The organism is Flavobacterium sp. (genome assembly GCF_046153165.1).
Classification (GTDB): Bacteria; Bacteroidota; Bacteroidia; order Flavobacteriales; family Flavobacteriaceae; genus Flavobacterium.
This window is the reverse complement of the sequence record NZ_JBJXEN010000085.1, coordinates 15,846-39,455: the sequence shown is the minus strand read 5'-3', so window position 1 is coordinate 39,455 and position 23,610 is coordinate 15,846. Positions and strand designations below refer to the sequence as shown.

The 23,610-nt window shown below is 29.8% G+C and carries 22 protein-coding genes; 2 read left to right on the top strand and 20 right to left on the bottom strand.

What is annotated here, in order from left to right; all coding sequences use genetic code 11:
* From ACKVOV_RS10010 to ACKVOV_RS09975, 8 genes are all read right to left on the bottom strand, one after another.
* The coding region (locus tag ACKVOV_RS10010; RefSeq protein WP_409206619.1) for a sulfite exporter TauE/SafE family protein at positions 1 to 85 on the bottom strand (85 nt) is incomplete at its 3' end.
* A gap of 51 nt (positions 86 to 136) precedes the next feature.
* Positions 137 to 586: a FixH family protein gene (locus ACKVOV_RS10005; protein ID WP_409206618.1), complete on the bottom strand. Its 450-nt coding sequence runs from the start codon at positions 584 to 586 to the stop codon at positions 137 to 139.
* Between the two features lie 26 nt (positions 587 to 612).
* On the bottom strand, positions 613 to 2,031 hold the full coding sequence (gene ccoG / locus ACKVOV_RS10000; RefSeq protein WP_409206617.1) for a cytochrome c oxidase accessory protein CcoG: 1,419 nt from the start codon (positions 2,029 to 2,031) through the stop codon (positions 613 to 615).
* 63 nt (positions 2,032 to 2,094) lie between these two features.
* Positions 2,095 to 3,027 carry a cbb3-type cytochrome c oxidase N-terminal domain-containing protein gene (locus tag ACKVOV_RS09995; protein ID WP_409206616.1) on the bottom strand — a complete coding sequence of 311 codons (933 nt, stop codon included), beginning with the start codon at positions 3,025 to 3,027 and terminating at the stop codon, positions 2,095 to 2,097.
* A gap of 6 nt (positions 3,028 to 3,033) precedes the next feature.
* Positions 3,034 to 3,225 (bottom strand): CcoQ/FixQ family Cbb3-type cytochrome c oxidase assembly chaperone, encoded by a 192-nt coding sequence (locus tag ACKVOV_RS09990; protein WP_348075748.1) that lies wholly within the window; start codon positions 3,223 to 3,225, stop codon positions 3,034 to 3,036.
* Positions 3,226 to 3,230: 5 nt separating this feature from the next.
* Positions 3,231 to 5,420 (bottom strand): cytochrome-c oxidase, cbb3-type subunit I, encoded by a 2,190-nt coding sequence (gene ccoN, locus ACKVOV_RS09985; RefSeq protein WP_409206615.1) that lies wholly within the window; start codon positions 5,418 to 5,420, stop codon positions 3,231 to 3,233.
* A 2-nt stretch (positions 5,421 to 5,422) separates the two neighbouring features.
* Complete coding sequence (gene ccoS / locus ACKVOV_RS09980; RefSeq protein WP_409206614.1) at positions 5,423 to 5,614, bottom strand: cbb3-type cytochrome oxidase assembly protein CcoS; 192 nt, start codon at positions 5,612 to 5,614, stop codon at positions 5,423 to 5,425.
* A 121-nt stretch (positions 5,615 to 5,735) separates the two neighbouring features.
* On the bottom strand, positions 5,736 to 8,114 hold the full coding sequence (locus ACKVOV_RS09975; RefSeq protein ID WP_409206613.1) for a heavy metal translocating P-type ATPase: 2,379 nt from the start codon (positions 8,112 to 8,114) through the stop codon (positions 5,736 to 5,738).
* Positions 8,115 to 8,221: 107 nt separating this feature from the next.
* Here ACKVOV_RS09975 and ACKVOV_RS09970 point away from each other — a divergent pair, with 107 nt between their 5' ends.
* Positions 8,222 to 8,905 (top strand): Crp/Fnr family transcriptional regulator, encoded by a 684-nt coding sequence (locus tag ACKVOV_RS09970; protein WP_409206612.1) that lies wholly within the window; start codon positions 8,222 to 8,224, stop codon positions 8,903 to 8,905.
* Between the two features lie 40 nt (positions 8,906 to 8,945).
* Here the strand turns inward: ACKVOV_RS09970 and ACKVOV_RS09965 are convergent, their stop codons facing one another.
* From ACKVOV_RS09965 to ACKVOV_RS09940, 6 genes are all read right to left on the bottom strand, one after another.
* Positions 8,946 to 9,224 carry a DUF2805 domain-containing protein gene (locus tag ACKVOV_RS09965; RefSeq protein ID WP_409206611.1) on the bottom strand — a complete coding sequence of 93 codons (279 nt, stop codon included), beginning with the start codon at positions 9,222 to 9,224 and terminating at the stop codon, positions 8,946 to 8,948.
* Between the two features lie 92 nt (positions 9,225 to 9,316).
* A complete protein-coding gene (locus ACKVOV_RS09960) occupies positions 9,317 to 10,153 on the bottom strand; it encodes a sterol desaturase family protein (protein WP_409206610.1) in 837 nt (278 codons plus the stop codon).
* Between the two features lie 32 nt (positions 10,154 to 10,185).
* Positions 10,186 to 10,785, bottom strand: coding sequence for an alpha-ketoglutarate-dependent dioxygenase AlkB family protein (locus ACKVOV_RS09955; RefSeq protein ID WP_409206609.1), 600 nt, complete (start codon positions 10,783 to 10,785; stop codon positions 10,186 to 10,188).
* Between the two features lie 64 nt (positions 10,786 to 10,849).
* The gene (gene aqpZ / locus ACKVOV_RS09950) at positions 10,850 to 11,554 is read right to left on the bottom strand and encodes an aquaporin Z (protein ID WP_409206608.1); all 705 of its coding nucleotides are present in this window, start codon (positions 11,552 to 11,554) and stop codon (positions 10,850 to 10,852) included.
* A gap of 27 nt (positions 11,555 to 11,581) precedes the next feature.
* Entirely contained in the window at positions 11,582 to 11,935 is a 354-nt protein-coding gene (locus ACKVOV_RS09945; RefSeq protein WP_409206607.1) for a DoxX family protein, read from the bottom strand.
* A 58-nt stretch (positions 11,936 to 11,993) separates the two neighbouring features.
* Positions 11,994 to 12,905, bottom strand: coding sequence for an EamA family transporter (locus tag ACKVOV_RS09940; protein WP_409206606.1), 912 nt, complete (start codon positions 12,903 to 12,905; stop codon positions 11,994 to 11,996).
* A 171-nt stretch (positions 12,906 to 13,076) separates the two neighbouring features.
* Between ACKVOV_RS09940 and ACKVOV_RS09935 the strand changes: the two genes are divergently transcribed.
* Positions 13,077 to 15,293: an ATP-binding protein gene (locus tag ACKVOV_RS09935; protein ID WP_409206605.1), complete on the top strand. Its 2,217-nt coding sequence runs from the start codon at positions 13,077 to 13,079 to the stop codon at positions 15,291 to 15,293.
* A gap of 3 nt (positions 15,294 to 15,296) precedes the next feature.
* Here the strand turns inward: ACKVOV_RS09935 and ACKVOV_RS09930 are convergent, their stop codons facing one another.
* From ACKVOV_RS09930 to ACKVOV_RS09905, 6 genes are all read right to left on the bottom strand, one after another.
* Positions 15,297 to 16,037 (bottom strand): SDR family NAD(P)-dependent oxidoreductase, encoded by a 741-nt coding sequence (locus ACKVOV_RS09930; RefSeq protein ID WP_409206604.1) that lies wholly within the window; start codon positions 16,035 to 16,037, stop codon positions 15,297 to 15,299.
* 14 nt (positions 16,038 to 16,051) lie between these two features.
* Positions 16,052 to 17,005 (bottom strand): AAA family ATPase, encoded by a 954-nt coding sequence (locus ACKVOV_RS09925; RefSeq protein WP_409206603.1) that lies wholly within the window; start codon positions 17,003 to 17,005, stop codon positions 16,052 to 16,054.
* Between the two features lie 78 nt (positions 17,006 to 17,083).
* Positions 17,084 to 18,442, bottom strand: a complete 1,359-nt coding sequence (locus tag ACKVOV_RS09920; RefSeq protein WP_409206602.1) for a peptidylprolyl isomerase — start codon at positions 18,440 to 18,442, stop codon at positions 17,084 to 17,086.
* 23 nt (positions 18,443 to 18,465) lie between these two features.
* Positions 18,466 to 20,442 carry a peptidylprolyl isomerase gene (locus ACKVOV_RS09915; RefSeq protein ID WP_409206601.1) on the bottom strand — a complete coding sequence of 659 codons (1,977 nt, stop codon included), beginning with the start codon at positions 20,440 to 20,442 and terminating at the stop codon, positions 18,466 to 18,468.
* Between the two features lie 157 nt (positions 20,443 to 20,599).
* Positions 20,600 to 22,528, bottom strand: a complete 1,929-nt coding sequence (locus ACKVOV_RS09910; protein WP_409206600.1) for an OmpA family protein — start codon at positions 22,526 to 22,528, stop codon at positions 20,600 to 20,602.
* Between the two features lie 10 nt (positions 22,529 to 22,538).
* On the bottom strand, positions 22,539 to 23,456 hold the full coding sequence (locus ACKVOV_RS09905; RefSeq protein ID WP_409206599.1) for a type IX secretion system membrane protein PorP/SprF: 918 nt from the start codon (positions 23,454 to 23,456) through the stop codon (positions 22,539 to 22,541).
* Between the last annotated feature and the right edge of the window lie 154 nt (positions 23,457 to 23,610).

The following is a 23,610-nucleotide window of genomic DNA, read 5'->3' as shown; positions in this document are numbered from 1 at the left end:
CAGGTAACATCATAGCAATAGGTCCGCACATACCAATGCAGTGTAAAGAAGATATTAGACCGAAAATAAAAGCAGTGTAGAGCATTTTTTTGTCTTAATTAAAAAAGGTAGTAAACTTAACAAAGATCTTTTAAGACTATTTTATGTAAATAACCTCTTTTGTTAAATATAATTTTCCGTCGTATTGCCATTCCATATTAATGTCCCAGCGACCGCCTACCAAACTTTTTTTAGGTATGAGCAAAGTAGAACTAGATAAAGAAATTGGAATTTCGAAATCTAATTTTTTGTTAGACGGTCTGTAGAGGGACACTTTACCTTTAATGTCTTTTGGAATAAATGTATTTGGAAATTCAATTGAAATAGCATCAGAAATATCTGTTATTACTGGTTTTAATTTTAAATTTTCAGCATTTTGAATTCTTACCATTTCATCTCCAAATTTTGCATCATGCTTGTAATACTCCTCGACAACCAATTCATTATCATATTTTGAACTAGATTGTACTGTCAAAACAAAATATAAAATAAAGCTTGCAAACAACACAAATGCTATAACTATTGATGTTCCCCAATTTATTTTCATGATTTTAAATTTTATTATTTTAATAATTAATCAAAACTTCTTGGACTTAAAAAACTTGTTGTTGTTGTTTCTATTTTTTTATTTCCGTTATAAACTTCTATTTTCAATTTAGTTTTGTCATTTTCTAATAAATACTGATGTATTTGTACGAATAAAGTTCCTTGTGCCATCGCTTGTTTTTTTACTTTAAAATCTTGCTTGCCAACAACGTTTATTATCCCTTTTATACCGTGTAATTTGAAATGAATATCATCAAAATCATTATTAGTTTTATTAATAATCTTGAAGGTAAATATGTTACTTATATCATCTCCTTTGTGTTCATATAATTGCCCTGGTAATCTAAGAATTGTAGTTTCTACTTCTGTTCTTAAAAATAGTAATCCTGTAAGAACACCAATTAAGATAAATAATACTGCTGAATAACCTTTCATTCTAGTAGTAAATTTGAACTTATCTTTTTTCTCAATTTCATCTTCCGAAGCGTACCTTATAAGCCCTTTAGGTAAATTGACACTTTCCATTATTGTATCACATTCATCAATACATGCAGTACAATTGATACATTCTAATTGTGTTCCGTTTCTAATATCGATACCTGTTGGACAAACATTTACACATTGTTTGCAATCTATACAATCTCCTTTTCCAGTGGTTGCTCTATCTTCTTGTTTATTAAATTTTGCACGACCAGTTTCTTTTTCTCCGCGAACAAAATCATAGGCTACATTGATCGATTTATTGTCTAAAAGCACACCTTGTAATCTTCCGTATGGACAGGCAATTATACAAACTTGCTCTCTAAACCAAACAAAAACAAAATAAAAAACTCCTGTAAAAATAAATAATGAGATTAAAGTGCTAATATGATTTGCTGGACCTTCTTCAATCATTTTAAATAATTCGTCGCTACTAATAAGATAGGCTAGAAAAACATTGGCAATAAAAAAAGAAATAATTAAAAAAATCGTCCATTTAACTCCTTTTTTTCTTATTTTTTCAGCATTCCATTCTTGTTTAGACAATCTAATTTGTGCCCCACGATCACCTTCAATCCAATACTCTATTCGGCGAAAAACCATTTCCAAAAAGATAGTTTGAGGACAAATCCAACCGCAAAATATTCGACCGAAAATTACGGTAAATAAAATAACGAAAACTACACCAACAATCATAAAAAGAACAAACAAATAGAAATCTTGAGGCCAAAATGGGAATCCAAAAATATTGAACCTTCTTTCTAAAACATTAAACATCATGAACTGATTACCATTAATCTTTATAAAAGGATTAGCAATCAAAACTATGAGTAAAAAATAACTTACCCATTTGCGATAATCATAAAATTTACCAGATGGTTTTTTTGGAAAAATAAACTTTCTGTGCCCCTCCTCATCGATTGTTCCAATGGTATCTCTAAAAGCTTCGTCGGGTAATTTTGACATTTTATTTTATTTAGTTAGAATCTTTAACAAAGTCAAAAAACTTTGTCAAAGATATCTGTAATTTTATTTTTTAACTTGTAAACTATCTACTTTTGTAATTGCCTTAGTTGCTATACTTGGATCGACCCAAACTTCGCCTTCAGCCACTTTTCCATCTTTAGGATTACTACCTTGAAGAGATAAAACATAGCTAGCTACTTTTTGAATTTCTTTTGGTTTTAATCCATTTTTAGACCATGCAATCATTCCTTTTCCATCACGACCACCATTTGTAATTGTATGGAATAAATTTTTGATTCCGCCACCTAAAATCCAATGATCATCAGTTAAATTTGGACCTATATTTCCCCCAGCATCTGCTCTGTGACAAGCAATACAATTAGTAGTAAAAATTGTTTTTCCTTCTGCTAATTCTTCTGGCTTAGTTAATAATGTAACTGTTTTTTCATCCGTCATATCTGGAGCAGTTTTCATATATTCTGCAACATCAATTTTAGCTTGAGCCATCTCTTTTCTAAGTTCGGTTTCTTGATCGTCTCCTCCCATTATTTCAAATCGAACAAGATAAATAGCTGCAAAAACAATACAACCATAGAATAAATAAACCCACCATGGCGGTAAATTATTATCCAATTCTTTGATGCCATCATAATCGTGGGCAAGTAACAGCTGACTTTCATTTTCTATTGGCTCTGATTTTGTTAGCCTTTGCATTAAATTCTTATAAAAATCAGTTTCAGTAAAAGAAAGATTTTCATCAATTTCTTTCTGTTTACGTTGTTCTTCAGTTAGCAGAGTGTCTAGAATTGTATTTGTAGCTTTCCAAATTAACTCTATAGCAATCTGTAAAAAAATAAACAATAACAAAATAAGTGTAATTACTGGGTATTTTATAAATGCGGGTCTGTCTCCAGAGTCTATAAAATATTCTATTGCTCCAAAAAAGGCAAAGAAAATAACAGGAATTCTAACATATACTGGAAAATACTTTTTCATATCTAATTATTTTAAAAAGTCATTTAAATTTTCGTTTCCAAAAGGAATATTACTCATTTCTTCAATTTTTTCTTTTCTGTAGGAATAAACCCAAATAGCCAGTCCCACAAAAAATGCGAAGAATATTAGTAGCGATAGTATTGGATATATTGCAACTCCTGCAATAGTTTCCATGTTGTGTTTTATTTGTTCAAACATTGCTATTATTTTTGAGTATTATCTTTCACTTTAATATCGGTTCCCAATCTTTGTATATAAGCAATTATAGCTATGATCTCTCTTTCGTTCATCGGGACAAATTTTTCGCCTTTCGCTTCAGCTTTTTTCTTACTATCAGCGTAGCTTTTCACAAAGTCAGGGTCATTCTCAAGATTTTTTTCGATTTTAAGTGCTTGCGCTTTTAAATCTTTTAATCCGTTTGCTACTTGTTCATCTGTATAAGGCACTCCCAACGTAACCATGGCTTTCATTTTATTTTGAGTCATTGAAACATCTAATGGTTTATTATCAAAAAGCCATTTGTAGCTTGGCATAATAGATCCTGCAGAAATACTTTGTGGGCTCCAAAAATGATTAAAATGCCAATTATCATTATATTTTCCTCCTTCTCTTTCTAAGTCTGGTCCCGTACGCTTAGATCCCCAAAGGAATGGATGATCATAAACGAATTCTCCAGCTTTAGCTTGTGGTCCGTAGCGTTCCACTTCACTTCTAAACGGACGAACAGATTGAGAATGGCAACCCACACAACCCTCACGAATATACAAGTCACGCCCTTCTAATTCTAATGGAGTGTATGGTTTTACACTTGCAATGGTTGGTATATTAGATTTCACCATAATTGTAGGCACGATTTGAATAATACCACCTATTAGGATAGCTACAGTCGCTAATATTGTTAGCTGAATTGGTCTTCTTTCTAACCAAGTGTGATATTTTTCACCTTTTATTCTTCCGTTACTAATTTTAACTAAAGCTGGTGCTTCTGCTAATTCATCTTCAATTTTAGATCCAGCTCTTACTGTTTGAATAATATTATAAACTAAGACTAACATTCCTGTTAAATACAATGTTCCTCCAATAGCTCTCATCCAATACATTGGCATAATTTGAGTTACAGTTTCAAGAAAATTACCATAAGTTAAGGTTCCGTCTGGGTTAAATTGTTTCCACATAGAGGCTTGTGTAAAACCTGCTACATACATAGGAAGTGTATAAAGGATAATTCCTAAAGTTCCTATCCAAAAATGAAAGTTGGCTAATCTCAAAGAATACAAATTGCTTTTCGTCATTCGTGGTATTAACCAATAAATCATACCAAAAGCCATAAAACCATTCCAAGCTAATGCACCAACGTGAACGTGAGCAATAATCCAATCTGTATAGTGTGCAACTGCATTGAATTTTTTAAGTGATAAAAGTGGCCCTTCTAAAGTTGCCATTCCATAACCAGTAATAGCTACAACAAAGAATTTTAATACAGGTTCAGTTCTAACTTTATCCCAAGCTCCTCTTAGTGTTAACAATCCGTTTATCATTCCTCCCCATGATGGAGCAATTAACATAATTGAGAAAACAACCCCTAAATTCTGAGCCCAAGTTGGTAAAGCAGAATATAATAAATGGTGTGGTCCTGCCCAGATATAAATGAAAATTAATGACCAAAAGTGAACGATAGATAATCTGTAAGAATAAACAGGACGATTGGCTGCTTTTGGCACAAAATAATACATTAACCCTAAGAAAGGTGTGGTTAAGAAAAATGCTACTGCATTATGACCATACCACCATTGCACTAATGCATCTTGAACTCCTGCATACACAGAATAACTTTTCATGGCAGAAACAGGCAATTCTAAACTATTAAAAATATGTAGGACAGCTACAGTAACAAAAGTGGCTAAGTAAAACCAAATAGCAACATATAAATGACGTTCTCTTCTTTTTATCATTGTACCAATCATATTGATACCAAATGTTACCCAAATTAAAGCTATTGCAATATCTATTGGCCATTCTAATTCAGCATATTCTTTTGAGGTACTAAAACCTAGTGGTAAAGAAATTGCTGCGGCTACAATAATTAATTGCCAACCCCAAAAATGAAGGTTACTCAAAAAATCACTAAACATTCTAGCTTTTAATAATCGCTGAAGTGAATAATAAACACCCGCAAACATAGCGTTACCAACAAAGGCAAAAATAACCGCATTGGTATGTAAAGGTCTCAATCTACCAAAGCTTAACCACGAGATTCCGTCAGTTAGGTTAGGGAAAAGAAACATAAAAGCTAATAATAGCCCAACTAACATCCCTACTACACCAAAAAGGATTGTAGCATAAATGAATTTCTTTACAATTTTGTTGTCATAATAAAATTGTTGCATTTCCATAATTAAATTTGTTTTTCTTTTGTTATTTGTATTGATTTTGGTTTTTCTACTTTGAGTTCATCATCAAAAAGCATTCTGACTGATGGTGTATAATCATCGTCATACTGACCTGTTTTTACAGCTCTTATAAAAGCAATAAAAAAGCCAATTGCAACTACTATACTGATGGAGATTAATAAATAAATGACACTCATACCTTAAATTTGTGTTAACAAAGTTACTATTGTAGATTCTTTAATAATATGACATTTGTCATATCTCTTAAATTTCCGTTAAATTTAATCCGCTTTTTTTATTTCGCTTTTCAGCTTAAATTCATTTTATATTTTTACTATAAAAATTACTCATCAAAGTGACGAAACTCACTATTGTAATAGTACTTAATGGCATTATAATAGCTGCAACTAATGGCAATAAATTTCCAGTAATTGCAAATGATAATCCTACAACGTTATATAATAATGAAAGCGTAAAACTCATTTTAATTGTAGTTATTGCTTTTTTAGATAGTTTTAAAAAATAATCTAATTTCTGAAATTCACTTGCATCTAGAATAGCATCACAAGCAGGAGAAAATACGTTTACATTTTCTGAAATAGAAATTCCAATATTACTTTGTGCCAATGCTCCAGCATCATTTAATCCGTCTCCAACCATCATTACGTTTTTACCACTTTCTTGTAATTTCTTAATGAAATCTAATTTCTGTTCTGGTTTTTGATTAAAAACTAATTCAATTCCCTTTGGTAATATTTGTTCTAAAGTTTCACGCTCACCTTCATTGTCACCAGAAAGCACTTTAATTTCATAATTAGTGTTTAAATTTTTAAAAAGAGTTCCTAAACCTTCTCTATATTCATTATTGAAAATATATTTTCCAAAATAAATTTCATTAATCTTTATATGAACTGATGTTTGCTGAACACTGTTTTCTTCTAATTTCTCAACAAAAGATGCAGAGCCAATTTTAATTTTAAAACCATCTACCTGAGCCTCGATTCCTTTTCCAGTAATCTCTTCAAAATGATTTATTTTAATGCGCTTAGCCTCTGGCAAAAAGTCATATAACATCCTGCTTAAAGGATGATTAGATGCTCGAAGCACATTTTTTATTAAAAGTATATTTTCATCAGAAAGCGTATTTCCTTCATAAGAAATATTCGATTTTTTATTGGTCGTAATGGTTCCTGTTTTATCAAAAACAATAGTATCTACTTTTGCTAATTGCTCGATTACTAAAGCATTTTTTAGATAAAATTTCTTTTTACCTAAAATTCGTAAAATATTTCCAAAAGTAAATGGCGCAGTTAATGCCAGTGCACACGGACAAGCTACAATTAACACTGCTGTAAAAACATTGAAAGCAGTATTAGCATCAAAAAATATCCAATATCCAAATCCTGAAAAAGCAATTAATAAAAGAATAGGGGTAAAATATCGACTAATTTTATCGGTTATAGTTTTGTGATTTTGAGTTACATTTTTCTGAAAAATATCATTACTCCACAATTGTGTTAAATAACTTTGGGAAACCGAATGTAAAACTTCCATTTCGATTACTTTATCTATTTGTTTTCCTCCAGCAAAAATTTTATCTCCAGATTTTTTAGTAATAGGAATAGCTTCACCTGTAACAAAACTATAATCAATTTCTGCTTTATCCGATATTAAAATTCCATCAACTGGGATTAATTCTTGATTCCTAATTAGTAATCTATCTCCTTTTTGAACATCATAAATTGGAATACTCTCTTCAGAAGTATCTGTATTTATTTTAGTTATTGCAATGGGAAAATAGGATTTAAAATCTCTTTCAAAACTTAAAAAGCTATAAGTTTTAATTTGAAACATTTTACCTAAAAGCATGAAGAATATCAAACCTGTTAAGCTATCAAAAAAGCCAGATCCATAATCCATAAAAATATCAAACGTACTTCTAATAAACATTACAACAATCCCTAAAGCAATTGGAATATCGATGTTTAACATCTTAGATCTGATACTTTTGTAAGCCGAAACGTAATAGCCACTTGCTGAATAAAAGAAAGATGGTAATGATAATATGAATATTAACCAACGAAAAAAACCTCGATATTGATCTAGCCAATATTCTTTTACCTCAAAATATTCTGGAAATGAGAGCAACATAATATTCCCAAAACAGAAGAAAGCTACACCAAGTTTATAAGTTAAACTCCTGTCAACATTATTTTTTCCTGTTTCGTAATTTTCTAAACTAATGTAAGGTTCATAACCTATAGAGCTTAATAAATAAACAATCGTTTTTAGTGAAACAATTTTAGGATCGTAAGTGATTCTAACTTTCTTTTCAGGAAAATTTACCTGAGAAGTGTTTATACCTTTTTGAAGACGCTGTAAATTTTCCAAAATCCAAATACACGAACTACAGTGAATGTGAGGAATATTAAGCGAAATAACACAGGTTGTATCTTCTTGAAATTCAAGCAATTTTGCAATAATACTTTCATTATCTAAAAAATCATATTTACCTTTAATGTCTTGTGGGGTTGCTCCAGGGGATTTTTCAAAATCATAATAGCAAGTCATATCATTTACAGAAAAAATTTCGTACACGGTTTTGCAACCATTACAACAAAACTTCTTTTCGTCGAAAATAATTTGGTCTTCTTTTATAATATCTAATCCACAATGGAAACAGTTTTGTGTGTCCATAAACTTTACTCATTTTACCTGTAACAAAGATCACACAACGTATTAATTTAAAATATGACTTTTGTCATATAAAATTGTAATTTTGTATAACTAATAAAATGCACTTGATGAGTAAATGTGAACAATGTATCGTTAGACAATTTAGTTCTCTAAAGTCTTTAAATAAAGAAGAGCTTTTAAAAATGGCTGAATGTAAAACTTCATATACCATAAAAAAAGGAGAACCTATTTTTGAAGAAGGAGAAACCGTAAATGGTATTTACTGTATAAAAGATGGTGTTTGCAAACTTTCGAAATTAAGTTCTAATGGTAAAGACCAAATCGTAAAATTGGTAAAACCAGGTGAATTGCTTGGACAACGTTCTATGATTAGTGATGAGGTTGCAAATTTAAGCGCTGTAGCACTAGAAGACATGGAAGTTTGTTTTATTCCAAAAACAGAAATACTAGGTTTTTTTAATCACAATAATGATTTTTCTATGAATGTGATGAAAACCATTTGTGGAGATCTAAAAGAAGCCGATGATCATATGGTTTCGATGGCTCAAAAAACAGTCAAAGAGCGCTTGGCAGAAACTTTATTATATCTGGAAGACACTTTTGGTAAAAATGAAGATCAAAGTTTACGAATCCAGCTTTCTAGAGAAGAACTAGCTGGTATGATAGGAACTGCCACCGAAAGTTGTATAAGATTATTATCTGAATTTAATAAAGATAATTTAATCGAGATTGTAGGCAAAAAAATTACAATCGTACAAAAAAATGCTTTAATAAAATTGTCTCAACAATAAAATTAAATAAAAAATGCTGTGATATCACAGCATTTTTTATTTAATCGAATTTATTTTTTATATAATATTTCCCGTCTAAGTCGTCATCAAACTCATCAATTTTAATTTGTTTTGGCTTTGGTTTACCTGCATTGGCTTTCTTTTTCCAAATTTCAAATTTGTCGGCAGGCAACTTTTTTTTCATAATTTCAAGAACTTGTTTTTCTTCAATACCAAGTTCTTTTTTAATGATTTCAAAAGGATTTCTTTCCTCTTGAGCCAATGCAATTAATTTTTGAGTGTCATCCCAACTCAATTCTATGCTTTTACTTTTTTTCATTATTTTAAAAACAATTCAGTTTACTTTTTTTTAAATGGTTACAAATTCTATTCCAATATTAATCAAAAAAAATTAAAGAATTAAAAATATTTTCATTTTTTTGATTCTGATATAAATCTCTGATTTGATTTGAAAGGAATTTTTAATAAATTATAAAGATTATTATGATATTCAGGATTCATATGAGTATCTACACCGTATATAATTTCGCTCATTGGAAGTACTAAAAAGGTGCCAAATAATCTATCCCAAACAGAAAAAATATTACCATAGTTACTATCAGTATATGGTAAAACGTAATGATGGTGCACTTTATGCATATTCGGCGAAACAATAAAATAACTAATAAAATTATCTAATTTCTCAGGTAAAGTAATGTTTGCATGATTAAACTGTGATAAGAAAACAGAGAGTGACTGATATAAAAAAAATAGCCATATTGGAGCACCTACAATAATGATTGCTAATGTTGTAAATAAAAATCGAATAATACTCTCCCCAGGATGGTGTCTATTTGCAGAAGTTGTATCTATCCAAGTATCTGTATGGTGAATGAGATGAAAACGCCACAAAAATTTTATTTTATGTTCGACTAAATGTGCTGTGTAAGCGCCTATTAAATCCATTAGTAACAAACCTATTATTGCTTGTAATAAAAGAGATTTTATAGATAACCAATTCAAGATTCCAAAATTATTTTCAGTTACCCACTGAGAACTTTTAAATAGGATAAATGCTAGAGTAAAATTAATTAATATAGTCGTTAATGTAAAAAATATATTTACTCCAGCATGTTGCCATTTGTTATATTTAAATTTAAAAAGAGGAAATCCATTTTCAATAATCCAAAACATTGTAATTCCTCCAACGATTAAAATTGTTCTATGTATAGAAGGAATAGTTTGAAAATAGTTTACAATTTCGTTCATAGAGAATTATTTTACCAAATTTAATAAAAAAATTATTTTATAATTCTAAAAGTAAGATTTATTCTGGCCTCAATCTTCTTTTTTGTTTTAGGAATTTGATGTTTCCAAAAATGCTGGGTTGTACCTTTCATAATTAATAAACTTCCGTGTTGTAAAACGATATTTTGTTTTAGTTCGAGTTTGTTGTGTTTTAGCTGAAAAACCCTTTCTGAACCAAAACTTACTGAAGCAATTATAGGATTTCTACCTAATTCTTTTTCGTTATCTGCATGCCAACCATTACTATCTTGACCATCACGATACAAGTTTAGTAATACTGTGGTAAAAGTTTCATTACAAACTTTCTCTACTTCTTCTTTTATAAAAATAATTAATGGTGACCAATGATGTGGTTGCATCACAATATTCGAATAACCATAAGGTCTTCCTTCATTTCCAAAAAGTGCTGTTAGTCTAGGTTGTGCATGTGATTTCCCATAAACAGTTATATTATCTTGTTGCCAAGGAATTTCATTTTGAAGTTTTAGCAAAAGATCATTAGCTTTTACTGAAGAAAAGAAATCTGGATAATATTCGATTTCGGCATCAGTCAAGTTGAAAACAATTTTTTCTTCTGGAAATAGAGAGTTCATATTTCAAAAATAAAAAAAGCAATGATAATTACCATTGCTTTTATATTAAAAAAAATTTAAAACATTATACCTCTTTTTTCTCAAGTAGCGCTTTATAAATAAATCCACCCAAAACTGCCCCAGTAATTGGTGCTAACCAAAATAACCAAACTTGACTTAATGGTTCACCACCAGCAAAAATTGCTTGCGATAACGAACGTGCAGGATTTACTGATGTATTTGTGATTGGAATACTAATTAAATGAATTAAAGTTAATGCTAAACCAATTGCAATTCCTGCAAATTTTCCGTTAGCTAATTTATCAGTTGCTCCCAAGATGATAATTAAGAAAAATGCAGTTAATATAAATTCTGCTAAAAATGCAGATTGTAAATTGTAACCATCTGGTGAAAAAGCACCAAATCCGTTCGAAGCAAAAGCACCAGCTTTAGTATTATCTATTGCAAAACCAGGCTTTCCTATTAAAATAAGATATAAAGTTCCTGCAGCAGCAATAGCTCCAACACATTGTGCTGCAATATAAGAAGCTAAATCTTTTGCTGGAAATCTTCCGCCAGCCCACAAACCTATTGAAACAGCTGGATTAAAATGTCCTCCTGAAATATGTCCAACAGCATACGCCATAGTTAAAACTGTAAGTCCAAAAGCTAGAGATACACCCATAAATCCAATTCCTAAATTAGGGAATCCTGCAGCAAATAATGCGCTTCCGCATCCACCAAATACCAACCAGTAAGTTCCGGAAAATTCTGCAAATAGTTTTTTCATAGTAATAGTTTTTGTTTGTAATTTCGTTTAAGTATATAAATATGCCCAAAAAATTAGTGCAAGTTGCAATGGTAATCTCAACAATCGTAACCGTTTAGATAATCCTAAACTTGCGTCATTGTTTTTGTACATATATAAGTTTGCAGGAAAAACAGCAATTAGTAATGCTATAATTCCCCAAGAAGCAAATTTTGAAAGAAAAGGCAAACAAAGACAGATTCCTAAAATTATTTCCGTAAAACCACTTAAGTAATTTAATAATTTTGGATTTGAAAAATAGGGTGGAATAATTTTTATATACAACCTTGGACTCCTAAAATGATTGAATCCAGCTAAAATATATAGCAAGGCCATAAAATATAAATGCCAAGGTAAATTCATAATTAAAACAATTTATTACGAATTTACCTAAAAAAGCATTAAATAAGTTGAAAATTTGTTATTTTTTTTGAAATTTAATATTCATAATTACAATAGCAAGAATGATTAGAATAATTCCTATCCATTGTGTAAGAATAACAGTTTCATTCAAAATAAAATAAGCCATCATTACTGAAACGGGAAGTTCTAAAGCCGAAACAATACTTCCTAATCCAATTCCAGTTAATGGAAAACCAGCATTCATTAACATAGGAGGGATTACTGTTCCAAAAAGCGCTAGTAGAATTCCCCATTTATAAAAAATATCATAATTGAATGAAGTTGTTTGTGTGAAAACAGCAAAAATAAAAACAATAATTGCACCACCTAAAAGCATATATAAACTGCGTTGTGCTGAGGAAATCTCTGTAGCTACTCGATTTGCAGTAAACATAGTTGTAGTAAATGACGCTGCAGCTAAAAGTCCTAAAACAATGCCTCTCCAATCTAATTCTGTTTTATTTTGAATTAAGTTTGTAGCTAATGCTGTACCAAATAATACTACAAAAACAGCTATAATTTTTATTTTTGAAGGCATCTTTTTTTCTAAGAACATCTCTAACAAAACACCCATCCAAACGGTTTGCATTAACAATACAATACCTATAGAAACAGGAATATATTTAACTGCTAAATAATAAAATATACTAGTTAATCCTGTCGAGGTTCCAGCAATCATTAACTGCTTTATATTATTTGCAGTAGCTTTAACCACTTCTGTTCCTTTTTTTGCTTTTTGAAAAGCATTAATTATTAGAATAGCGATAATTCCTATAATAAATTGAGCAGAAATCACTTCGGCTGGAGTAAATGGATTACCAGTAATTCCTGTGTGGGAATAAGCCAGTTTTACAAAAGTTGCCAACATGCCATAGCTAGTTGCACCTAATCCTACAAGAAAAACCCCTTTTAACACACTATTATTTGTCATTATATAAATTTTAAAAAGCTGGCAAAGATAAGGCTAATTTTAGTTCTTATGATTCGAACTTTGAATTTAAATTCTTTAATTGATAATTATGATTTATCTGTCACAAGTTTTATGTAAAATTAAATTTATATATTTGAGTAGAGATTTTGAAAAAAAATATCCTTAAACTTTATGAAAATTAACGATTTATCAGAAAGAAACAAAGTAATTCAACTTTTAGAGGATTCCTATTCTGGTAGAATTAATAATTTACCTAAAAGTATTGAAACAGCCGAAATTGCTCTTCAAATTAGTAGAAATCTAGATGATAAATCATTAATAGGAAAAAGTTTAAATCAACTTTCTTTGTATTTTATGATTATTAGTGATTTTGATCAATCTAACAAAAAATCAGAAGAAGCAATTGTATATTTTACTGAACTAAATGATGATATAGGAATTGCAGATGCAAAATATAATATAGGAAGTGTTTACTATAAAACCAATAATTACCATGCCGGGCTAGTATATCTCATAGATGCGCTTAAATTATATAAAAAGCACAATGATTTATACAATCAATCTAAAGTAGAGAAAGCAATTGGAACTATTTATGAATATATTGGTGATTCTTACAATGCATTTAAATCATACAAAAGTTCAATAAAAGTTGCGAAAAAAATAGGCGAACTCAATTTAGAATCAAATGTTTACAATAATCTTTCTGGGTTGTTATTAAAAAGAGAAAAAACAAAAATTGCAATGAACATGATAGAGCATTCTATTATGTTAAAGAGAAAAACAAATGATACTCGTGGTTATGCATTTGCAGTATATGGGAGAGGAAAAATTTATTTCAAAAATAATGATTTAGAAAATGCTGAATCTGATTTTTTAGAAGCTGTTGAAACTCATAAACAAATGAGAGAAAACATGGGAGCAGCCATGGGTTTAAATAAGCTAGGCATTTTATATTTAAAATTAGATTTGTATGAAAAAGCTCAAAAAGTTGCTCAAGAAGGCTTAGAATTAAGTATCAGATACAATATGTCGATGATAAAAATTAAAAATTATCATTTATTGTATTTAATTTTCAAAAAAAGGAATGACAATATAAAATCATTAGAATACTTAGAATGTTATCTGAGAGAGAAAGAGTCGGTTATAAATACTCAAACGCTCAAAGTAATTGAAAACTATGATTTAATTAATAAGATGAATGTCTTAGAAAGTGAAGCATTATTTCAAAAAGAGAAACAAATTGCCATCGAAAAAAAGAATAGAGACGAAGAAGAATCGGTAAGATTAAAACAAGAATTTCTTTCTATTATGAGTCACGAGATACGTACGCCTCTAAATGCAATAACAACAATAGTCACTATTCTTGACAGTCAGATTCACGGTGAAAGTAAAAAATTACTAAAAAGCTTACAATTTGCTTCAGATAACTTAATAAGTATAGTAAATGATATTCTTGATTTTACAAAGTTAGATTCTAATAAAGCAAAATTAGAAAATCACAATATAAATCTTTCGGAATTATGTAATGACATATTAAATCTTAATTCAGGATTAGCCCATAATAAAGACTTATATTTAAATCTAATAACAAATATCAATCCAAATCAAAACTATCTTTTAGATAAAACAAAATTATCACAAATACTTAGTAATCTGATAAGTAACGCCATAAAATTTACAGATTATGGTAAAGTAGATTTTATAGTAGAATTGTTAAAAGAAGAGAATGAATTTGATACAATATTATTTAAAGTAACAGATACTGGAGAAGGAATTTCAGAAAATGATATGTTAGAAATCTTTGTTAGTTTCTCACAAATTAAACCAATAATGACGAGGAAACAAGGCGGAACAGGTCTTGGATTAGCTATCGTAAAAAAACTGGTAGAATTACATGATAGTGAAATTAAAGTGAAAAGTAAAGAAACAGAAGGATCTGAATTTTATTTTGAACTTAAACTCAGAAAAGTTTCTCAAGAAATAATTACTACAAAAACTAATTCTTATCAACTAAAAGACAAACTAGCATTACTTGCTGAGGACACTCCAATGAATGCTTTGCTTATGAAAAAATTACTATCCAATTGGGGTATAATTACAGATCATGCCACAAATGGAAAAGAAGCATTTGAATTAGCAAAACAAAAGAAATATGATTTTATTCTAATGGATATTCACATGCCAGAGATGAATGGTTTCGAAGCTACAAAACTTATTCGATCTAACAAAAATCTAAATAATACCACCCCAATATTTGCTGTAACTGCTGATGTGATAACAAAAGAAGATAAAGAAAATGCCCATTTATTTAATGGCATTCTTTGGAAACCTTTAGAAATAGAAAAATTATTTTCAGCTTTAGCTAAAGAAATTAAAGTAAAAAAATAAGATCTATCTATAATCCGAAACATTCAAAATAGCACCATTTGGATAATTATCGCGTGAATCTATTTCAAAAATTTCTTTACCTATATCTTCGATATTTACTAATGAGCTAGATTCTTTTAAATCGATAAATCGTTGCACATCGATAAAACTTTCAGGAGAACTTTTACGAATTTGTTCTTGCATATTGGTATCTACAACACCTGGATAAATAGCTACTATTTTTGTCCCGTTAGAAATTGTTTCTTGTTCGACTGCAACTACTTTTGTCATCATATCGATGGCTGCTTTGGAAGCACAATACAACGACCAGCCATAATAGGGTTTTACGGCTGCGCCAGATGAAATATTAATTATCTTTTTAGAGCAATTCCAATTTTGAGCTTCTTTAAGAAAGACAGATGTTAACAAAAATGGGGTAATTGTATTGAGCTGAATAATATTTTGAATATCTGAAACTGAATTATTTTCTAATCTTCCTATTTTACCTAAAGTGCCTGCATTGTTTATAAACACTATTCTTTCGACAGAATCTTTATCAATAGTAGTTAATATTTGAGAAAAAGCATTTCCTAAGCCTTCTGTTTTAATTAAATTTAAAACAATTTGTTTCACATTTTTATATTCGTCTTGCTGATTTAGTGTTCGAGCAATAGATATAATTTGATAGCCATTATTTTTATAAGCCGAAACTATTCCGCTGCCAATTCCTTTGTTTCCACCCGTAATAATTAAGTATTTTTTCATCTCTTAATGAAAAATCAAAACAACTTCTTAATAATCATTTCTTCACTAATTCCTTCTGCGTCTGCTTTGTAATTTTTAATGATTCTATGTCGTAAAATTCCTGTGGCAACGGCTTGTACATCTTCAATATCTGGAGAAAATTTTCCGTTGAGCGCTGCATTGGTTTTTGCCGCTAATATTAGATTTTGTGACGCTCTTGGTCCTGCTCCCCAATCTAAATAATTTTTGATAAATTCATTAGACAATGGATTGTCTGGACGGGTCTTTGAGACTAAAGTTACTGCATATTCTATCACATTATCTGCTACTGGAATACGACGTATCAGATGCTGAAAATCGATAATTTCTTGTGCTGTAAATAATGCATTTACTTGTACATTAAAATCGGCAGTGGTACTTTTTACTACTTGTACCTCTTCTGCAAAGGAAGGGTAATCTAATTTTATGGCAAACATAAAACGGTCTAATTGCGCTTCTGGCAAAGGGTATGTTCCTTCTTGTTCAATTGGATTCTGAGTTGCTAACACAAAGAATGGCAAATTTAATTTATGCTGTTCTCCAGCAATAGTAACGGATTTTTCTTGCATTGCTTCTAGCAAAGCAGCCTGTGTTTTTGGCGGCGTTCTATTTATCTCGTCTGCAAGGATTATATTAGAGAAAATTGGTCCTTTTAAGAATTTAAAATTTCTGTTTTCGTCGAGTATTTCACTTCCTAAGATATCCGAAGGCATTAAGTCTGGCGTAAACTGAATACGTTTAAAATCTAAACCCAATGCTTGTGCAATTGTATTAACCATTAAGGTTTTTGCTAATCCTGGAACACCTACTAATAAGGCATGTCCTCCTGAAAATATACTCAATACGATTTGGTTTACCACTTCGTCTTGACCTACAATTATTTTAGCGATTTCTTGTTTGAGTTCTTTTTGTTTTTGAACTAGATTTTGAATGGCAGCAACATCAGACATTTAGAATATATTTTTAATTAAAAAGAGTTAGTTTTATGAATTCATAAAACTAACTCTTTTCTTTGAATTAATAAAAAATTATTTTTTTAACCAATTGTTAGTAAATGTACAATCACGGTATTCACCGTTAATTTTCACATAAGTTTCTTTGATTTTTTCTTCAGACCATTTAGCAATTGCTTTAATCTGTTTTTCTTTAAGTGCTAATTCTTTTAGACGTGTATAATCTTTAGAATAATCTGCAGTATGCTCATCATAACGATTTGTTACTGTGATAATTTTATAAAATTTTCCTCCTGTACGATCTTCATCGGCAATAGGATTTGAAATTTCATTATCTTTTAAGTTTGACACTTGACTATATAAAGCAGGATCCATCTTTGTAAGTTCGAAGCGAGTATCTTGTGTTTTTGGATTAGTTAAAACACCTCCATCATTACGAGTTTCTTTTTCGTCAGACATAGTACGAGCAGCTTCGGAAAAAGTAATTTCTTTTTCTAAAATTCTTTTTCTAATTAATTCTGCTTTTTCTTTTGATGCTTTTAAAGCGTCTTCCGATACTTTTGGAGAAATTACAATGTGTCGTAAATCAACTTCTTGTCCTCTAATTTTTTCTAGATAAATAATGTGATACCCAAAATCTGTTAAAAAAGGCTCTGAAATCTCTCCTTCTTTTAGACTAAATGCCACATCTTTAAATTCTTTTACAAATTGGGTTTTTCTATCCATTTTGTAATAACCTCCGTTAGAGCTTGATCCTTTATCTTCAGAATACAACACAGCTTTTCCGAAGAAACTTGAACCTTCTTGTACTTCTTTTTTAATCGCTTTTAACTGGTCTATTACTTTTTGTTTTGCTTCTTGAGACACGACTGGTTTTACCACAATTTGTGCTACTTCCATTTCTGCTCCAAAAACTGGCAAATCTGCTTTGGGAATTTCTTTAAAGAAATTACGAACTTCCTCTGGAGTAATAATTACTTCATCGATAACTTTCTTTTGCATTTCAGAAGTTAGCTTGTTCACTTTAATAATGTCAAACAATTCTGCTCTAAAATCCTGCTCATTGGTTTTTTTAAAATACTGAACAACTTTTTCCATAGAACCTAATTGTTCTACCATATAACTTACTTGCTCATCTAATTTAGAATTTACTTCTTTGTCTGGAATTACAATACTATCCTGAACTGCTTGATGTGCATATAGCTTATCTTCTAAAAGCTTTCCTAACATCTGACAACGCGAAATATCTTTTGTATCTACTCCTTGTTGTTTAAGTTCTAAACTTGTTTTGTCTATATCTGAATCTAAAATAACATACTCCCCAACAACCGCAATTACGCCATCTACTTTTTGCTTTTTTTCCTGAGCAGAAACCCCTAACGAAATAGCTAAAAGTGCTATTATAAAACTTAACTTACTACTAATTATGTTCATTTTAAATTATTTATTGGCATTAATTATTTTTTCATTGAAGCTTTTAATCTTTCGAAAACTTCCTGATTTATTGTTACTTTAAATTCTTTTTTAAGATCACTTACCCAATTATCTTCTAAATATTGTTGATAATCATTTATTACTCTTCCTCGAGCATCATCTAATGTTTTATTTGCAGCTGGTATTATTTTTAAAACTTTATTTACAAAATAAAATTCTCCATCTTTATAAACCTCTGAAACTCCTGTTTTAAATAATACATTTTTAGGGAAATTTTCGGCACCTTCTTCATAAATTTCTTGTTTTGTCATCACATTCACAACATCTTTTGCATTAAGATTTGCTTTAATAAAATCGGCAGTTTGGTCTTTTTTTAATAATTTTCTTGCCTCCTTAACTATGTCTTCTTTTGTTGAAGAAGCAACTAATACCTCTACTCTATTTTTCCATTGGTATTTAAGTTTGTTAGCATTATAATAATTTTTTAATCCCAAAGTATCTTGTTTTGCTTTGTCCCATATTTCTCTTTCCATTAAATCAAAAAGTAATAATCCATCACGATATTCTTCGATAACATTTGAAAATTCTGGAAATTCTTTTTCTAGATTATCATTGTAATAATTGGTCATTTTCTCATCGACAAAATTTTGATAAACATAATCTACTAATTTAGTAATAGGTTTAATTTTTAAGTTTGCTTTTTGTTGTGTTTCTAGGTATGATAAAAATTCGGCACCATTTACATTTTTATCTTCAATTTTGAATAAATTTCCGTTATAATCTTTCAAATTGGCAGGAAGTTTCCAATCGCCAGTATAAAATTTATCGTTGACCAATGCTTTTATTTGTGCATATAATTTCTCATCACGAACGATAGTGTATTTTTTGTGAAGTTTATTTGTAAGTGAATTAGTTATTAATCGAGAACGATCATCTTTTCTGATTTTTTCATCCAATTCTCTTTCCATTTCGTCAAGCTTTTTTATTGGATACTTCTCAACTAATTTTACAATATGCCATCCAAATTGACTTTCAAATGGTTCAGAATATTCATTTGGTTTTTTAAGTCCAAAGGCTACATTTTCAAATTCCTCTGAACTTAATTGTCCTGAAGCAAAACGTGGCAAAACTCCTCCTTTAGGTGCTGAATTTTTATCTTGAGAAAACTGATTCGCTAGGCTTTCAAAGTTTTCTCCTTGTTTTAATTTTGTATAAATATCTTGAATCGTTGTTTTTGCTTTTTCGTTTTCGACGGCATTTTCATCTGTATTTGCTTTTTTCAAAATCATGATATGTGCAACGGAAATCTCTCCACGATTATCACGAGAATCAGTAACTTTAATTAAATGATAACCGAATCTTGTACGAACTGGCATTGAAATTTCTCCTTTTTTTGTTTTATAAGCTGCCGTTTCGAATGCATAAACCATTCTAAAAGCTGAGAAATATCCTAGATCTCCTTTATTTTCTTTTGAAGACGGATCTTGAGAAAACTTAACTGCCAACTCAGCAAAATCTTCTCCTGCAAGTGCTTTCCTTCTAATGTCTAATGCTTGATTATAGGCTTTTAATGTATCTGCCGGCATCGCATTTTCGTCAACAGTAATTAGTATATGTGACGCTCTAATTTCTTTTAGAGAACGATTATAACCTTCTTCGATTAGTGCTTTTGTAACCTTTGTATCCGAAGTATAATTTTTAGACAACTGAGTTCTATATGATTTTAACTCATTGATATACTTTGTATTATTTTGCAATCCTATTTTATTGGCTTTATTAATTTTAAGTTTATAACCTACAAAAAGTTCCATGTATTGGTTTAAATCTTTTTGAGATTCATCTTTAACCAAATCGATATTTTTATTGTAAACACGTGAAAACTCATCTGTAAAATATGATTTATCATCAATAGTAAATAAAACTTCTTTTTTTTCGCTTTGAGCAAAAGCCAAACAATTTATAGTTAATGCAAAACCTAAGATTAATTTATTAATTTTCATTCTTACTTATTTATTAAAGATACTTTTCATTTTTTATAATAACGAACAAAAATAACAATTCAGTTACATTATACAACTATATAGCTATGTATTAACAAAAATTTATACATAAAAAAAGCATCAATTTCTTGATGCTTTTAGATTTTATTCTCAATTGTTACATAGAAATGACGATAAATTCACTTCTTCTATTCATTTGGTGTTCTTCTTCAGAGCATTTTACTCCATCAGTACATTTATTTACTAGTTGAGACTCTCCATAACCTTTACCTGTTAATCTGTTGGTATTTATCCCTTTTTCTATTAACCAAGCAACTGTAGCTTTAGCTCTGTTATCTGATAATTTCTCATTATAATTTGTTGACTGACGGCTGTCTGTATGTGAACGAACATCGATCTTCATCATTGGATACTGTTGCATTACGTCTAGAATTTTCTCTAATTCATACGCAGCATCTTGACGAATATTATATTTATCTAAATCGAAATAAATAGTTTTTATTTCGAAGGTTTTAGCTAAATCCGACCCAACTCTTATCTGTCTAACTTTTCTATTTGTTGCGATAGGTAAGTTTGTTTTTCCAGATGTATTTGGTATTAAGACTGGTATTTCTTTAGTCTCGTAATCATCTTTCTCTGCTCTTACATAATATTTTTTACCTGGCTCTACAGGAAAATTATAGTTGCCTTTTTCACCAGATAATACTTCTTGAATTGGCTTAAAATTTTCATTATAGATAGTTACTTTTGCATTAGTCAAAATTTCACTTGTATCTGAATTAGTAACAACTCCTGCTAATTCATGTTTTATATTAAAGTCTATAGGTTTTATTTCCTTAAATGAATATATATCATCAAGACCTAGTCCTCCGTCTCTATTTGATGAAAAATATCCTGTTTTTGTATTTTTATCTATTAAAAAAGCAAAATCATCCATTGGTCCATTAACTGGTGCTCCAACATTTATTATTGGACTACCATTTTTTGAAAGTTTTGTTACAAATATATCTAACCCTCCTAAGCCTTGGTGCCCATCGGAGGCAAAATACAATTCGTTATCTGAAGAAACAAACGGAAAAGTCTCTCTTCCTTCTGTATTTATTCCTGAACCTAGATTTTCAGGAGTCCCGTAAGTATTATCTCCTGTTATTGCAACTTTATAAATATCTGATTGTCCATTTGTACCTGGCATATTTGAAGCAAAATACAAGGTTTTTTCATCAGGACTCAACGCTGGATGCGCTACACTGTATTGATCATTATTAAATGGCAACTCAATAATATTCTCCCATTTGTTATCAACTAATGTAGCTTTATAAAGTTTAAGAAGTATTACTTTGTCTTCATCCCTTCTTATTTTTCCATTCAGGTAATTATTTCTTGTAAAATAAACTGTTTTTAAATCTTTTGTAAAAACTGGGCTATCTTCGTGAAGCTTTGAATTTATTTGTTTTGAAAATAGTTTAGGGCTACTTAATTTTCCATCATCTGCGCGATTTGCACTATATAAATTTGTATAAGAATGACTTGTCCACTTTGAATTTGTTTTTAAAACTCCAATAGTATCACGAGAAGTGGCAAATATTAATTTATTTCCAAAAAATGCTGAACCATAATCAGACATTCTAGAATTAATATCGGTGATATTTACTTCATATCTACCTGAATTTTTTTCAATAACTTCTTTATAATTTCTTTGGTCTTGATATAAACCTACACGCAAATCATCTGAAGACATTTTTTGAAAAAGATCTAAATATTTATCTGCTGTTAAATAATCACCTACTGCTTTTAGTGTTTGTGCATATTTATAATAATATTCAGGTTCAACTTTCTCGTTAAGTTCGAATAAGTGCTTGTACCATCTTTTGGCCTCTTTTAGTTTGCCGTTAAAGTAATATGAATTGCCTAATTTTTGAAATAATTCTACAGACTTGTACCCTTTTTCTGCAACTCTTTCATAAGTTTTAGCAGCATCAATGTAAGCAAGACTTTCATATTGTTTAGCTCCTTTTTTTAAGCCTCTATTTTGTGCATTAACACAAAAACAGACTAATAATAAAGCTATCGTTAATATCTTTTTCATAGCTATACTTTTAAAAAAAACGTGGTGCAATAACTTTATCATAATTTTTAAATAACTCATAGCGTAAAAATATTTCATGAGAACCTGAATTAAAATTACCTAATCTAGTTGTGTCTTTATCGTATGCATATCCTATTAACCAAGAATCTGAGATTTGAAAACCTGCTATAGCACTAATTGCTGCATCCCATCTATAAGCTGCTCCAAGCGTTAATTTATCAAAGAATAAAAAATTTGCCGACACATCTACTTGTAGTGGAACCCCTTTTACAACTTTTGCTAAAACTGAGGGTTTAAATTTCAATTCTGAACTTAAATCGAAAACATATCCCGCCATAACATGAATATGCATTCTTTCTCCTGCTACATATTGAACATCATTGTCATAGTATTTTTTTTCAAGCATATATGGAATAGAAACTCCTACATAGGTTTTGTTAGAATACAAGTAAATACCAGCTCCTACATTTGGAAAAAATCTATTATCAATATTTGTTCTATTTGCAATTAAAGCATCATTTTGATTAAAACTTTTCAATTTATTAAAATCAACATTAAACAAATTTACTGTTCCTTTTATACCAAAAGCTAATTTAAAAGTTTCGGAAGTAGGAATATTATAGCTCAAGTCTACTGAAAATGTATTTTCAGTAGACGGTCCTAATTCATCATTCAAAATAGAAACTCCTAAGCCAACTTTCTCACCTAATGGTGTGTGCAATGCAAAAGTATTTGTTTTAGGAGCACCGTCTAATCCAACCCATTGATTTCTATGCATAAGCAATGCGCTTAAAACGGCTCTAGAACCTGCATAAGCTGGATTAATGTTTGCAGTATTATACATATATTGCGTAAACTGCGCCTCTTGTTGAGCGTTTCCTACAAAACTTATTAGAAAAAAGCCGATTATTAAAAGTTTTAATTTCATTTTTTATTTTTAAAACCACCTCCAAACTCTAAATTTGGTGAAATTATCTTTATTCTATTAATATACGAAAATTAGTTGTTGTTTTTTATTTCTTCCGTTGTATGTTATATTTTGAATATAATCATAAAATTCCCTCATACAGATTTTCAATTGT